Source organism: Rhizobium altiplani (assembly GCF_001542405.1).
Taxonomy (GTDB): domain Bacteria; phylum Pseudomonadota; class Alphaproteobacteria; order Rhizobiales; family Rhizobiaceae; genus Rhizobium; species Rhizobium altiplani.
In genome coordinates this window covers 111,843-124,332 of the sequence record NZ_LNCD01000145.1, presented here as the reverse complement: position 1 = coordinate 124,332, position 12,490 = coordinate 111,843, and the positions used below count along the sequence as shown (strand labels likewise).

12 protein-coding genes and 1 pseudogene are annotated in these 12,490 nt (G+C 61.8%); 6 read left to right on the top strand and 7 right to left on the bottom strand.

Annotation, left to right across the window (positions count from 1 at the left end; all coding sequences use genetic code 11):
• Positions 1-90 precede the first annotated feature (90 nt).
• Positions 91-795 (top strand): HAD family hydrolase, encoded by a 705-nt coding sequence (locus AS026_RS37125; RefSeq protein WP_018116678.1) that lies wholly within the window; start codon positions 91-93, stop codon positions 793-795.
• A gap of 7 nt (positions 796-802) precedes the next feature.
• Here the strand turns inward: AS026_RS37125 and AS026_RS37120 are convergent, their stop codons facing one another.
• A complete protein-coding gene (locus AS026_RS37120) occupies positions 803-1,282 on the bottom strand; it encodes a hypothetical protein (RefSeq protein WP_018856906.1) in 480 nt (159 codons plus the stop codon).
• Positions 1,279-1,908 carry a DNA-3-methyladenine glycosylase I gene (locus tag AS026_RS37115; RefSeq protein WP_018116680.1) on the bottom strand — a complete coding sequence of 210 codons (630 nt, stop codon included), beginning with the start codon at positions 1,906-1,908 and terminating at the stop codon, positions 1,279-1,281. The genes AS026_RS37120 and AS026_RS37115 overlap by 4 nt, the downstream gene beginning before the upstream one ends.
• Positions 1,909-2,118: 210 nt before the next feature.
• Between AS026_RS37115 and AS026_RS37110 the strand changes: the two genes are divergently transcribed.
• Both AS026_RS37110 and AS026_RS37105 read left to right on the top strand, forming a co-directional pair.
• Positions 2,119-2,859: a L,D-transpeptidase gene (locus AS026_RS37110; RefSeq protein ID WP_018116681.1), complete on the top strand. Its 741-nt coding sequence runs from the start codon at positions 2,119-2,121 to the stop codon at positions 2,857-2,859.
• Positions 2,860-2,994: 135 nt separating this feature from the next.
• Entirely contained in the window at positions 2,995-3,675 is a 681-nt protein-coding gene (locus AS026_RS37105) for a L,D-transpeptidase (protein WP_062376029.1), read from the top strand.
• A 118-nt stretch (positions 3,676-3,793) separates the two neighbouring features.
• On the opposite strand, the gene glcF is transcribed toward AS026_RS37105, so the two are convergent.
• The 3 genes from glcF to AS026_RS37090 are packed head-to-tail and all read right to left on the bottom strand — an operon-like array spanning position 3,794 to position 7,752.
• A complete protein-coding gene (gene glcF / locus AS026_RS37100; RefSeq protein WP_062376025.1) occupies positions 3,794-5,107 on the bottom strand; it encodes a glycolate oxidase subunit GlcF in 1,314 nt (437 codons plus the stop codon).
• 3 nt (positions 5,108-5,110) lie between these two features.
• Positions 5,111-6,316 (bottom strand): glycolate oxidase subunit GlcE, encoded by a 1,206-nt coding sequence (gene glcE / locus AS026_RS37095; protein ID WP_062376022.1) that lies wholly within the window; start codon positions 6,314-6,316, stop codon positions 5,111-5,113.
• Positions 6,313-7,752 carry an FAD-linked oxidase C-terminal domain-containing protein gene (locus tag AS026_RS37090; protein ID WP_018856901.1) on the bottom strand — a complete coding sequence of 480 codons (1,440 nt, stop codon included), beginning with the start codon at positions 7,750-7,752 and terminating at the stop codon, positions 6,313-6,315. The genes glcE and AS026_RS37090 overlap by 4 nt, the downstream gene beginning before the upstream one ends.
• Positions 7,753-7,884: 132 nt before the next feature.
• Here AS026_RS37090 and AS026_RS37085 point away from each other — a divergent pair, with 132 nt between their 5' ends.
• On the top strand, positions 7,885-8,781 hold the full coding sequence (locus AS026_RS37085) for a LysR family transcriptional regulator (protein WP_018856900.1): 897 nt from the start codon (positions 7,885-7,887) through the stop codon (positions 8,779-8,781).
• Positions 8,782-8,987: 206 nt separating this feature from the next.
• Here AS026_RS37085 and AS026_RS37080 read toward each other — a convergent pair whose 3' ends face one another.
• Positions 8,988-10,124, bottom strand: a complete 1,137-nt coding sequence (locus AS026_RS37080; RefSeq protein WP_025659463.1) for a site-2 protease family protein — start codon at positions 10,122-10,124, stop codon at positions 8,988-8,990.
• 282 nt (positions 10,125-10,406) lie between these two features.
• On the opposite strand from AS026_RS37080, the pseudogene AS026_RS41525 reads away from it, so the two are divergent.
• Positions 10,407-10,511: pseudogene (locus AS026_RS41525) on the top strand (LysR family transcriptional regulator); the annotation flags it as partial.
• A gap of 13 nt (positions 10,512-10,524) precedes the next feature.
• Here AS026_RS41525 and AS026_RS37075 read toward each other — a convergent pair.
• Complete coding sequence (locus AS026_RS37075; protein ID WP_025659464.1) at positions 10,525-11,376, bottom strand: LysR family transcriptional regulator; 852 nt, start codon at positions 11,374-11,376, stop codon at positions 10,525-10,527.
• Positions 11,377-11,482: 106 nt separating this feature from the next.
• Here AS026_RS37075 and AS026_RS37070 point away from each other — a divergent pair, with 106 nt between their 5' ends.
• On the top strand, positions 11,483-12,481 hold the full coding sequence (locus AS026_RS37070; protein ID WP_018116689.1) for a zinc-dependent alcohol dehydrogenase family protein: 999 nt from the start codon (positions 11,483-11,485) through the stop codon (positions 12,479-12,481).
• Positions 12,482-12,490 lie beyond the last annotated feature (9 nt).

The following is a 12,490-nucleotide window of genomic DNA, read 5'->3' as shown; positions in this document are numbered from 1 at the left end:
CATGCCGTGTACTCGCCTCACGGCTTTGCGATGCTCTTGTTTCGCGGCCATCTTTCAATAGATTCAAATCAGATTACTCGGAGATGGGCGATGACGACCCGCATGCTGACGACCATCGGTTTCGATGCCGACGACACGCTCTGGCAGAACGAGCAATACTATCGGCTTACCGAGGCGCATTTCACGGAATTGCTGGCCGATTTTGCAAATGGTCCAAGAATTTCCGAGCGCTTGCTGGAGGCAGAGAAGCGCAATCTCCGGCAGTACGGTTTCGGCATCAAGGGATTTACGCTGTCCATGATCGAGACGGCGATCGAGGTCACCGAGGGCAAGGTGCCCGCCAGCGTCATTGCCAATATCCTCGACACCGGCCGCGACCTGCTTTCTCACCCCGTCGAGACCCTGCCGCATGTGCAGGAGACCTTGGCGGCGCTCTCGGAAAACTACCTGCTGGTGATGATCACCAAGGGTGATCTTTTCGATCAGGAGCGTAAGCTCGCGCAATCCGGGCTTGGCGACTTCTTCCACGCCGTCGAGATCGTCTCCGACAAGACCGCCGTGACCTACCGGCGGATCTTCTCCAAGGTCGGCGGTGGCCCGGAACGGGCGATGATGGTCGGCAACTCGCTGAAATCAGACATTGTCCCCGCGATTGCCGCCGGCAGCTACGGCGTCTTCGTGCCGCACGAACTCACCTGGGTCGTCGAGCATGTCGAGGAACCGAAGGACGCACCGCGCTTTCGCAAGATCGAACATCTCGGAGAACTGCGCAGGTTGATCGAAGGCCTGGGCTAGCCCCTCATTACTGCCTTGAAGGGAAAAGTGGCGACGGCGATTGCTGTTCAGCCGGAGCCGTGGGCTGCGGCGCTGTTGCCTGCGGCTCGACGAGAATGCTGTAGGGCGCACCCAGGCCGCGGCGCGGCGACGCCTTGGAATAATAGGGCCGCAGCAGCCAGGTGGTGTTGTCCTTCACTGTGACGGTGTAGCTGGTGCCATCCTCATCGGTACCAAAGATCGCCTCCTCGTCGGGCGTTGCCAGATCGAAGATCGAAAGGAAGGCAAACTTGCTCTTGGTCGCAAAGCTGATCTTCACATGCTGGCCAGCCTTGACGGGAAGTGTGTAAACCCGCCCGTTGCCGAGCTTCGTCCAGCCCTTGAGCTCCATGGTTGCAGCCGGAAACTGCAGCTTCTCCAGTCGCTCGCCGGGCTGCAGCTCCGGTGACTGGCCGAACGCTACGGATGCCACCAGGCAGAATGCGACGGTTGCCGCGAGCGCCTTCATGGGCGCACCAGCGCATTGCGCATCGCCTCTACCTCGACGCGGCAGAAGCAACCTTCGATGTGATCGTTGACGAGACCCATTGCCTGCATGAAGGCATAAACTGTGGTTGGGCCGACAAACGTCCAGCCGCGCTTCTTCAGATTCTTGGAAATGAGAACCGATGTCGGCGTTGTCGGGTTGGCCATGACAGTGGCACGATCGACCACCTTTGGCCTATCGTTATGACCGGGCTCGAAGCTCCAGAAATACCGGGCGAGCGACCCGAACTCCTGCCTCAGTTCGATCGCACGGCGGGCGTTGTTGATCGTCGAGACGATCTTGCCTCGATGGCGCACGATGCCGGGATCGGCGAGGCAGCGTTGGATATCGCTGTCGTCGAAGAGCGCAACCTTCTCGAAGTCGAAGCCGGCAAAGGCAGCGCGGAAATTCTCGCGCTTGCGCAGGATGGTGAGCCAGGAGAGACCGGACTGGAACCCCTCCAGGCAGATCTTCTCGAAGAGGCGGATGTCATCCGTTACCGGCCGCCCCCATTCCTCGTCGTGATACTTGAGGTAATCCGGGAGGTTGGCGTGCCAGTGACAACGGCTCTTGCCGTCTTCGCCGATGATGATGCCCGTATCGCTCATGATCCCGCTTCGCTTTCGTGCTGCGAATCCGGCTTTACCATTTGCAAACTCTCTTTCCAAACCGAACGATAACCCTGACGAAAAGTTTATCTCTCGCTTCGGACTTGAATGAATTCAAATTTACGATTCGCTGGCGGGAACGGTGGCAGCGTGGCGGCAGGCGGCCGCTGCCGTCCGCGCATTTTCGGCCATTTGTAGAGAGTCCGTCCGATGATGAAATCCCTTCTGCTCGCCGCAGCGATGCTCGGCGTCTTTTCCACCGCTGCGCTCGGCGACGACCGTTATGCAACGCGCCCGCCGGTCGTGCTAAGCCCGGACCTTGCAGCCCCATGGGTCATGCAGCTCGGCGGCAAGGTTCGTCCCGTCGTCTACCGACAACCGGCCTTTCCGAAACGCGGTCTGTTCACATCCGGCGTCTTCGGCCGGGCTCCGGCCGCCGTGGCGCAACCGCTGTCCGCCATCAATCCCGGCGTCCCAGTCGTCCGCCGCCAGCTTGAGCCGCAATTTCTGCCGCAGATCGTCACCTACGACACCAAGGAACGGCCCGGCGCGATCGTCATCGATACCAACAGCCGCTTCCTTTACCTGGTAATGGAGGGCGGCAAGGCGCGGCGTTACGGAGTGGGCGTCGGCAAGCCAGGCTTCGAATGGGCCGGCGTGCACAAGATTACCCGCAAGTCCGAATGGCCGGACTGGACGCCGCCAGCCGAAATGGTTGGCCGCGAAGCCGCCAAGGGCCACTATCTCCCGGCGCGCATGGACGGCGGTCCCGAGAATCCGCTTGGCGCGCGCGCCATGTATCTCGGTTCGACGCTCTACCGCATCCACGGTACCAACGCCCCCTGGACGATCGGCAACGCCGTTTCCTCCGGCTGCATCCGGCTACGCAACGAGGATGTCGTTGACCTTTACGAGCGGGTAAAGGTTGGAACCCGCGTCATCGTCATGTAAAGGCTCCCGAATATCGGGCGCGCGGCCAAGAATAGTTGCAATTAGACATCGCAGCTGTTTCATTCCGCGCCGACATCTTGAACTGGATCGAAGTTAGGGTAGCTTCGGTCCGGTTTTGCTTTGAGGGAATCAACCATGCTGAAATTCGCGACGGCTCTTGCGGCCACCGGCCTTCTGGTCACTTCCATGTCCGCATCGGTCTCGGCGCAGCCGATTGCACCCGCTCACGATCGCGCGCCTGTCGTTCGGGTCGCCGCACCGCCGAAGTCGGTCAAGCCGCAGTTCAAGCGCCAGCGCGTGCACCTCATCACCAACGAGGCACCCGGCACGATCATCATCGATACCAACCACAAGTTCCTGTATCTCGTCGAAACCAAGGACCGCGCGACGCGCTATGGCATCGGCGTCGGGCGCGAGGGCTTCGGCTGGTCGGGCGTGGTGAAGATCGGCCGCAAGGCAGAATGGCCGGGCTGGACGCCCCCGGCTGAGATGCGTGTTCGCGAGGCGGCGAAGGGCCACATCCTCCCGACCTTCCAGGAAGGCGGCGAGGACAATCCGCTTGGCGCCCGCGCCATGTATCTCTACAAGAGCGGCAACGATACGAGCTTCCGCATCCACGGCACCAACCAGCCGTGGTCGATTGGGCTCAACATGTCGTCCGGCTGCATCCGCATGATGAACAAGGATGTGATCGATCTTTACGATCGTGCGCCCGTCGGCACGAAGGTCATCGTCGTCGGCCCTGGCAACAAGCAGGGCGAAATCAGCTTCGAAGATCGCGGCATCGACGTGCTGCGGACGATTTTCGGCGGCTAAGCCAAGCAATTAGGCGGCCGGGCAACCGGTCGCCGATCTCAAACCGCGGATGCGGGGTCGCAAGCGCAAGGGCTATGCGATGCATGGGCTTTCGAGACCACCGGACGATCCGGCACCTCTAAGCCAGCGGCAGATCCTTTAGTTTCTCCGGCATATCTCCGCCGTAGGCCCAATCCAACAATTGCACCGTGTGAACGATCGGAATCGCCGTCTCTGTCCCGATCTGCATCATGCAGCCGATATTTCCGGTTGCGATCACACGCGGCTTCGTTGCTTCGAGGTTCTTGGCCTTGCGGGTCTTGAGCGCATCGGAAATGTCGGATTGCATGATGTTGTAGGTACCCGCCGACCCACAGCAGAGGTGACCTTCGGCAGGATCGCGGACATTGAATCCGGCCGCCTTCAACAGCTGCTTCGGCGCCATCGTGATTTTCTGACCGTGTTGCATCGAGCAGGCAGAGTGATAGGCGACGATGATGCCCTTCGGCATCTGCGCGGGGAGCTCGAGCGATGCGAGATATTCCGTGATGTCCTTCGCCAAGGACGAAACGCGTGCCGCCCTTTCGGCATAGGCCGCATCCAGCCGCAGCATATGGCCATAGTCCTTGATCGTCGTGCCGCAGCCGGAAGCGGTAATGATGATTGCGTCGAGCCCGCCTTCTTCGAGTTCACGCGTCCACACATCGACGTTGGCACGTGCGCTCGCCAATGCCTGCTCTTCCCGTCCCATGTGGTGGACGAGCGAGCCGCAACAAACCTCTCCCTTGGGAACGACGACTTCAACACCAAGCCGTGTCAGGAGCCTGATTGTTGCCTCGTTGATCCCGGGATCGAGAACCGGCTGCGCGCAGCCAGTCAAGATCGCGACGCGACCGCGTTTCTCGCCGACCGGCGGGTGGCTTGCCGCCGCGGCATAGGCGGAGGCGGGAGGAATGCGACGCGGCGCCAGCGCCAGCATCGCGGCAAATGGTTTCAATGCGGGCGCGCGCGCTAAAAGACCTGCGAACGGCCGCCCCGCTGACGACAGCTTGATCGCGAGGCGAAACCGATCGGGATAAGGCAGAACAGCAGCAAGGATGGCGCGCACGAGCCGGTTCATGAAAGGACGCTTGTAGGTCTTTTCGATGTGCGCCCGCGCATGGTCGACAAGGTGCATATAATCGACACCGGAGGGACAGGTCGTTACGCAGGCGAGACAGGAGAGGCAGCGGTCGATATGGGTAACGACCTCGGCGTCGGCCGGGCGCCCGTTTTCCAGCATGTCCTTGATCAGATAGATGCGCCCACGGGGGCTATCGAGCTCATTGCCGAGCGTGACATAGGTCGGACAGGTCGCGGTGCAGAAGCCGCAATGCACGCATTTGCGCAGGATCTTCTCGGATTCGGCAACGTGCGGGTCGGCAAGTTGGGCCGGGGTGAAATTGGTCTGCATGCCTCAAGCTCCTGCCATCTTCCCGGGATTGAAGATGCCGGCGGGATCGAATTTCAGTTTCAGTCGCTGCGATAGCAAGGCCACAGCCTCCTGCTGGGGCTGAAAGGCCGCAATCCCAGATCGCATCTTTTCAGGTGCGCGGATCAGTGTCGCATGGCCACCGCCCAGCGCCTTGATGAACCGGCGCAAAAGGTCCGCATCCGCGTCGGCCTCCATCCGCATCCAGATCAGGCCGCCCTGCCAGTCATAGTATGCGTCAACACCGGCTTCGAGGCGAAGTGCCGCGACCAGCTGATGGCCGGTCCCTGGGGCGACGGAGACGCGCCACACCGGTCGAGCCGTACCGTCGGCATAGGGCGCGACATTGCGGATATCTCTCCAGAGACGGACACTGTCTGCCTGCTCGAAGCGCGTGACGGATCCGAATGCAGCCATGGCTGCGGCGAGCTTGGTTGCCCTGGCATCGACTGAGCCGGGCAGGCCTTCGATCCTGAGACAGGTTCCCTCGCCTTCGGAGAGCGTACTGTCGAGAAATTTCCAGGCGACGGTCATCGGCAGATGTGCGGCGCCGGAGACTTCGACCGGCAGCGCCATCGCCGCCGCCATGGCGTTGGCGGCCTCCGCATCGTTCAGCCCCGAGATGACGATCGTTGCTTCGGTTCTCGGCCGCGGTGGCACGCGGAAAGTTACTTCCGTCAGGAAGCCCAGCGTGCCGTGCGAGCCAGCCATCAGCTTGACGAGATCCAATCCGGTGACGTTCTTCATCACGCGGCCGCCTGCCTTGATGATCTCGCCCTTGCCGTTGATGAAGCTCACGCCAAGCAGGCTGTCGCGCGCAGCGCCGGCGACGAAACGGCGCGGCCCCGAGACATTGGCGGCAAAGACGCCGCCGATTGTCGGCTCACCTGTCGTTCCCATGATCGGCCGATGGTCCATGGGCTCAAAGGCCATCATTTGACCGTTCTCGGCGAGTGCGGCTTCGATCTCGGACAACGGCGTTCCCGAGCGAGCGGTCAAAACCATCTCGCCGGGATTATAGGCCGTGATGCCCCGCAGATTGGACGACCGCAGGCGGCTTTCCGCCGCCACGGCGTTCCCGAAACCCGAGCGAGTGTTGCCGCCGCAGATCGCCAGCGGCTCGCCGGCCTCGGTGTGGCTGCGGACGATTGCCTCGGCCTCTTCGTCCGTTGTGGGCGATAGATCGATCATGCGGCCGGACGTCCCTCGAGCGGGAAAACCTTGGAGGGGTTCAGGAGCCAGGCCGGATCGAAGGCGGCGCGCGCCGCCATCTGCTGCTCCAGGTCCGCCTCGGAATACTGATGACGCATCAGGTCGCGTTTTTCGATGCCGACACCATGCTCGCCCGTGAGGCAGCCGCCCGCATCGACACAGAGCTTCAGGATCTCCATCCCCGCAGCTTCCGCACGGGCGGCATCTTCCGGATCATTCGCATTGAACAGGATCAGCGGATGCATATTGCCATCGCCGGCATGGAAGACGTTGGCGACGCGAAGCCCATAGCTGTCGATGATTTCAGAGGTTTTCGTCAGCACATAAGAAAGCTGGCTGAGCGGCACGGTTCCGTCCATGCAGATATAGTCTGCTATCCGGCCAGTCGCGCCGAAGGCGGATTTCCTGCCCTTCCAGATCAGCGCCGCCTCGGTTGCCGACTGGCATTCGCGGACGGTTTTCACGCCATGCTTGCGCGCGATTTCGACGATGCTCTTCAGCATGTCGTCCATTTCCGCCTCCGATCCTTCGACCTCGACGATCAATAGCGCCCCCACATCCAGCGGATAGCCGGCCTTGGCGAAGGCCTCGCAGATTTCGATCGCTGGCTTGTCCATGAATTCGATCGCGACGGGAATGATCCCTGATGCGATGATGTCGGCGACACAGGATCCCGCCTCCTCGGACGTATCAAAGCCGAAGAGGACCGGCCGCGCGCCCTCCGGTTTGGCGATCAGGCGGACAGTCGCTTCGGTGACTATCCCAAGCTGGCCCTCATGTCCGCAGACAAGGCCAAGCAAGTCGTAGCCTCCGGCGTCCAATGCCTTGCCGCCGAAATCGATGACGGTGCCATCGGTCAGCACCATCTTGACGCCGAGCAGGTTGTTGGTCGTCACCCCATATTTCAGGCAATGCGCGCCACCGGAATTCATGCCGATATTGCCGCCGATCGTGCAGGCCAGCTGTGAGCTCGGATCGGGCGCATAGAAGAAGCCGTCCGCCGAGACGGATTCTGAAATATTCAGGTTGGTCACGCCGGCTTCGACGACCGCCACGCGGTTGGCCAGATCGATTTCGAGAATGCGGTTCATCTTGGAAACGCAAATGACGACCGCATCCTCCTGTGGGATTGCTCCGCCCGAGAGTGACGTTCCGGCGCCGCGCGGCACCACCGGCACGCCATAGCGATGACAGTATTTCATGACCGCAGCCACTTCCGCGGTCGTCCGCGGCAGGGCAACAGCAAGCGGCATCCGGCGATAGGAAACGAAGGCATCGGTCTCGAACGGCATCAACTCGCGCGCCTCGTGCACCAGGCATTCCGGCGGCAGCAGGTCGATGAGATCTGCGACGATCTGCCTGCGGCGGGCAAGCACGTCGGCACGTGGGGCGAGAAACGAAATAGTATCGGACATGACTCTCTCCCTTCGCTCCGACAGCGAAAACCGGAGACATCCTCTGCGCTGCCGGCTCAGTCGGGCTTAGCACTTTCCCGATTACGGCGCAAATGCTAAGCACTTATTCCAAAAGGATAAACAATCTGACGAATGACCAATCTCGGTGATCTCGAAATTTTCGCAAAGGTCGTTTCGACGGGGAGCATGTCGCTTGCCGGCCGGGCTCTCGGCTTTTCGCCGGCGGTCGTGTCGAAGCGGATAAAACGGCTTGAAGATCGGCTCGGCACGCGGCTCCTGCAGCGCACGACGCGGCAGATCTCCCTGACGGAGGCAGGCCAGGGCTTCTACGATCGCGTGCTTGGCATTCTCGCCGGCATCGAGGAGGCCGAATACTACATTTCCGGACGCTCGGCGCAGATGCAGGGCACGCTGAAGGTGACGGCGCCCACCTCGTTCGGACGCATGCATGTCGCCCCGCACCTGAAATCCTTCATGGATATGCATGCCGGTTTGGCGATCAATCTCGTGCTCAGCGACGAATTCACCGATATCATCGGCGAAGGCTTCGACCTTGCCATCCGTATTGCGGAACTGACGGACTCAAGCCTCGTCGCGCGGCGCCTTGCCCCCGTGCGTCGCCTGCTCTGCGCATCGCCGGACTATCTTGCCGCTAACGGCACGCCCCAGACCATCGAAGATCTCAAGCACCACCGCTGCCTGCCCGCCCACAACAACGATGCCTGGCGGCTGGAGGGGCCGGAGGGTCCGCTTTCCCTGCGGCCGGAAGGAATGCTCGTCACCAATTCAAGCGAGGTCATCAGGGAGGCCGTCATATCGGGGCTCGGCATCGCGCTGCGCTCCACCTGGGACATCGGCAGGGAGCTCCAAGACGGACGGTTGGTGCACATCCTTATTGCCTACGAAGGATCGCGCAACGTGACGCTTTCCGCGGTCTATCCCAGCCGCCAGTTCCTGCCGGCCAAGGTACGGCTGTTCATCGACTATCTCGCCGAGATCTACGGACCGGTTCCCTACTGGGAACGCTAGCTGTGGGTTTTCAGGAGGTTGTCCATTCGGAGCGGATTAAGGAGACTGGAGTTACACACTCAGCCTTGCAGGATCGCTCCGACTGAACATCCATGAGAACGCCGGTTTTGATGCCGCTTTGTCGAGAGGAGATGGCGCGCAACGTCGTCGACGACCGTTGTTCCAAAGCCCAGGCGGCAGGGTTTACCGCGTCACTTCAAGAATAGTTAGCCGCTGGGTCGAGCGGTTCTTGGCCCGTTCCCGCGCAGGCGGCCAAAGCGGAATGCATCCGGGACGGCCGAACGGACCATCAGCATCTCACCGATGGTTTCGTGTGTCAGGAGGCCGACAAGCCGTCCCGTATTGTCGGTCGCGGCGACGGCCGGAGCGTTTGCCTCCTGCATAAGACGCAGGCTTTCCTCCAGAGATTTCCGATAATGTATCTTGGGAATGTCGCTCCGCATTGCGCTGGTGACGGGAGCGGCTGGCCCCTTTTCCTTCAACGCCCGGATCATGTCGTCGCGGGTCACCAATCCTTCGAGATGGCCGGCGGAGTCGACCACCGGGAACTCGTGCTGCGTGGTGGCGAGCAGCATCTCGACCGCCTCGTCGAGCGTTGCGGACCGTTCCAGCCGGGCGAACTCCGTGACCATCACATCCCCGACCTGCACGCTGGTCGCCACCTGCCGGATCTGCGCGTTCTGTGCTTCCGCCGCCGCGGCGAGATAGACGAAGATGCCGATGAAGATCAGCAGCGGATTGTAGAAGAGCCCGACGAAACCGAAGACGAAGGCCAGCCCCTGTCCGATCGTGGCGGCGATCTGGGTCGCGCGTGACCAGGAGAGGCGCGAGGCCAAGGCGGCGCGCAGGACGCGTCCGCCGTCCATCGGAAAGGCCGGGATCATGTTGAAGAGAACCAAGAATACATTGACGCCCGCCAGCCTGACGAGAAAATTCGTGCGTGGATCCTCGATCTCCGCCATCTGCTCGACGGCCGCCGGCCCTCCCAACGCGATGAAGATCAGCACGGCGATCGCGACGTTCACGAGCGGCCCCGCGATCGCGATTGCGAACTCCTGTCCCGGCTCTTCCGGCATGCGTTCGAGCCTGGCCACGCCGCCGATCGGCAGAAGCGTGATGTCGGGCGTGCGAATGCCAAAATACCGGGCGGCTGTGATGTGGCCGAATTCGTGCAGGACCACGCAGACAAAGACGGCAAGGATAAAGATAACGCCCTCCCACGCGGCCGCCGTGCCGCCGATCTGGTAGTGCATCAGCCAGATCCAGACGAGCAAAAGCAGAAAGGTGAAGTGAACGCGAATGGTCGTGCCAGCGATCGTGCCGAGATTCAGAGACCAACCCATCTTTATAACTCCAGGAAATGCGGGGGTGCACTATAAGCGCTTGCCGGGATCAGAGCACCTCAGGATGAAACAGCGAGCTGTGGCTTACAATCTTCACTACCCCTAATAGAGATCTAGCGCGATTAATGCGCAATACCTTGTCGCCTTTTCCAGTCACCGCGACAGGCAAAATTTCAGGGTTGATCGAACCGGGAGATCGGATCCTAAGGACCGGCGCGGCGGACTTGGCACCCAAAACCCACTGGCCCGCTTAGTCTTGAGGCCCTGCTCACGAGGCGGGGGCTTTCCGCAGTCTTTCCCAGCCGCCAGTTCTTGCCGGCCAAGGTAGGGCTGTTCATCGATTATCTCGCCGAGATCTGCGGCCCGGTTCCCTACTGGGAACGCTAGAGGTTTCTAGCGCTCAATTCGCCAGTCTCTCGATGACGAGATTAAGCAGCGCCCGCAAGCGCGCCTGCCGTTTCATATCCCGGTGATAGCCAATCCAGGTGTCGCGCCCCGGCGGCGCTTCACCGAGGTCGACCGGCTCGATATCAGCGATTGAATCGCCAAGGGGGCGCGGCAGGACGGCGAGCCCGGCCCCATTCCTGCACAGCGTCGCCTGGACATCGCGGTTGTTGCTGCGCATGGCAATCTCGGCCTTTGGCAGAAGACGCGCCAGCCATGTCACATCAGGCATGCCGCCAAACGCCTCGTCCATCGTTACCAGGCGCGCGCCCGCGCCATCTCCTGCCTTCGGGTGCTCCGCCCCTCGGCGGATGTAAAGCCGGTAGTCGATATGCAGCAGCTTCCTCGATATCACGTCCGGCTCGGTAAAGGGCGCGATCCGAACGACGACATCCGCCTCCCGGCGGGAGAGACTGAGCAGGCGGCTATCGGTCAGCAATTCCACGACGATCTTCGGATAGCGCAGCGAGAATTCCGCAAGGACCGGCGCCAGCACATGTGCACCGAACCACTCCGAAGAGGACAAGCGCAGGAAGCCGCTCAATTGCCGGCTCTGTCCGGCAAGTTCGCGTTCGAGCCCGAGTGCTTCCTCTTCCATCCGCTCGGCGTGGGCAAAGACGGCTGCGCCCTCGTCGGTCATCACAAACCCGTCGGCTGTCCGCTGAAACAGGGTCTGGCCGAGCGAGATTTCAAGGGCGCGAAGGCGACGCCCCATCGTCGGCTGCGTCAGGCCGAGGCTGCGGGCGCCGGCGCCGAGAGTTCCCTGGCGCGCGATCGCCAGAAACAGTTTGAGATCGCTCCATTCCACAAGCCGACTCCCATACAAAAATGTATGAACTTCGTGCAATGTCTTTCATTTCCATTCTCATATCAACGGCGCATTCTCCAGGCAACAACAGACGAAGGAGAGTTGCATGTCACAGATCACAACGATGAAGGCGCTCCTGATCGACGCGCCGAACGCGGATTTCCGCCTGGCCGAGATCGCCCGGCCGGCGCCGCGCGAAGGCGAGGTTTTAGTCCGTATCAAGGGAAGCGGCGTCAATCCGCTGGACACCAAGATCCGCGCCGGCAATGCCACCCATGCGCGCCATCCGTTCCCGGCCGTTCTAGGTATGGACATTGCCGGCGTCGTCGAGCAGGTCGGTCCCGGCGTCACCGAGTTCCATCGCGGCGACGAAGTCTATGGCATGACCGGTGGCGTCGGCGGCATCCAGGGCTCGTTGGCTGAATTCGCAGCGGTCGACGCCCGGCTGATCGCGCCGAAGCCCAACAATCTCTCGATGCGGGAGGCAGCAGCCCTGTCGCTGATCGCGATTACCGCCTGGGAAGGATTGGTCGATCGAGCCAATGTCCGCGAAGGCCGGCAGGTTCTTGTCCTCGGCGCCGGCGGTGGCGTGGGGCACATTGCCGTACAGATCGCAAAAGCCGCGGGTGCTGATGTGTTTGCCGTCGACGGTGGCTCCAAGGCTGGCTATCTCAGAAGCCTTGGAGCAACGCCGATCGACTACAGGGTAGAGACCGTGGCGGACTATGTCGGCAATCACACGGCCGGCAAGGGCTTCGACATCGTCTGCGATACCGTCGGCGGCCCGGGCCTCGATACAGCCTTCCAGGCGGTCGGCCGGTTTGGCCACGTCGTCAGCGCGCTCGGATGGGGGACGCATGCGCTTGCCCCGCTGTCGTTCAAGGCGGCGACCTATTCGGGCGTCTTTACGCTGCTGCCGCTTCTGACCGGCGAAGGGCGAAGCCACCACGGCGAGATCCTGCGCGAGGTGGGCAAGCTCGTCGAGGCCGGCAAGCTGATGCCGAGGCTGGACGCGCGCCGCTTCGGACTTTCCGACGCCGCCGAAGCGCACGCGTTGATCGAAAACCGTCAGGCAAACGGCAAGCTGGTGGTGGAGATCGCCTGAAATCTGGAC

Bases quoted from the DNA above. Each gene is read 5' to 3' on its own strand.
- glcE (WP_062376022.1), bottom strand. From the start codon at position 6,316: ATGATCGATCTATCGCCCACAACGGACGAAGAGGCCGAGGCAATCGTC.
- AS026_RS37110 (WP_018116681.1), top strand. From the start codon at position 2,119: ATGATGAAATCCCTTCTGCTCGCCGCAGCGATGCTCGGCGTCTTTTCC.
- AS026_RS37115 (WP_018116680.1), bottom strand. From the start codon at position 1,908: ATGAGCGATACGGGCATCATCATCGGCGAAGACGGCAAGAGCCGTTGT.
- AS026_RS37080 (WP_025659463.1), bottom strand. From the start codon at position 10,124: ATGGGTTGGTCTCTGAATCTCGGCACGATCGCTGGCACGACCATTCGC.
- AS026_RS37085 (WP_018856900.1), top strand. From the start codon at position 7,885: ATGACCAATCTCGGTGATCTCGAAATTTTCGCAAAGGTCGTTTCGACG.
- AS026_RS37090 (WP_018856901.1), bottom strand. From the start codon at position 7,752: ATGTCCGATACTATTTCGTTTCTCGCCCCACGTGCCGACGTGCTTGCC.
- AS026_RS37120 (WP_018856906.1), bottom strand. From the start codon at position 1,282: ATGAAGGCGCTCGCGGCAACCGTCGCATTCTGCCTGGTGGCATCCGTA.
- AS026_RS37070 (WP_018116689.1), top strand. From the start codon at position 11,483: ATGTCACAGATCACAACGATGAAGGCGCTCCTGATCGACGCGCCGAAC.
- AS026_RS37105 (WP_062376029.1), top strand. From the start codon at position 2,995: ATGCTGAAATTCGCGACGGCTCTTGCGGCCACCGGCCTTCTGGTCACT.
- glcF (WP_062376025.1), bottom strand. From the start codon at position 5,107: ATGCAGACCAATTTCACCCCGGCCCAACTTGCCGACCCGCACGTTGCC.
- AS026_RS37125 (WP_018116678.1), top strand. From the start codon at position 91: ATGACGACCCGCATGCTGACGACCATCGGTTTCGATGCCGACGACACG.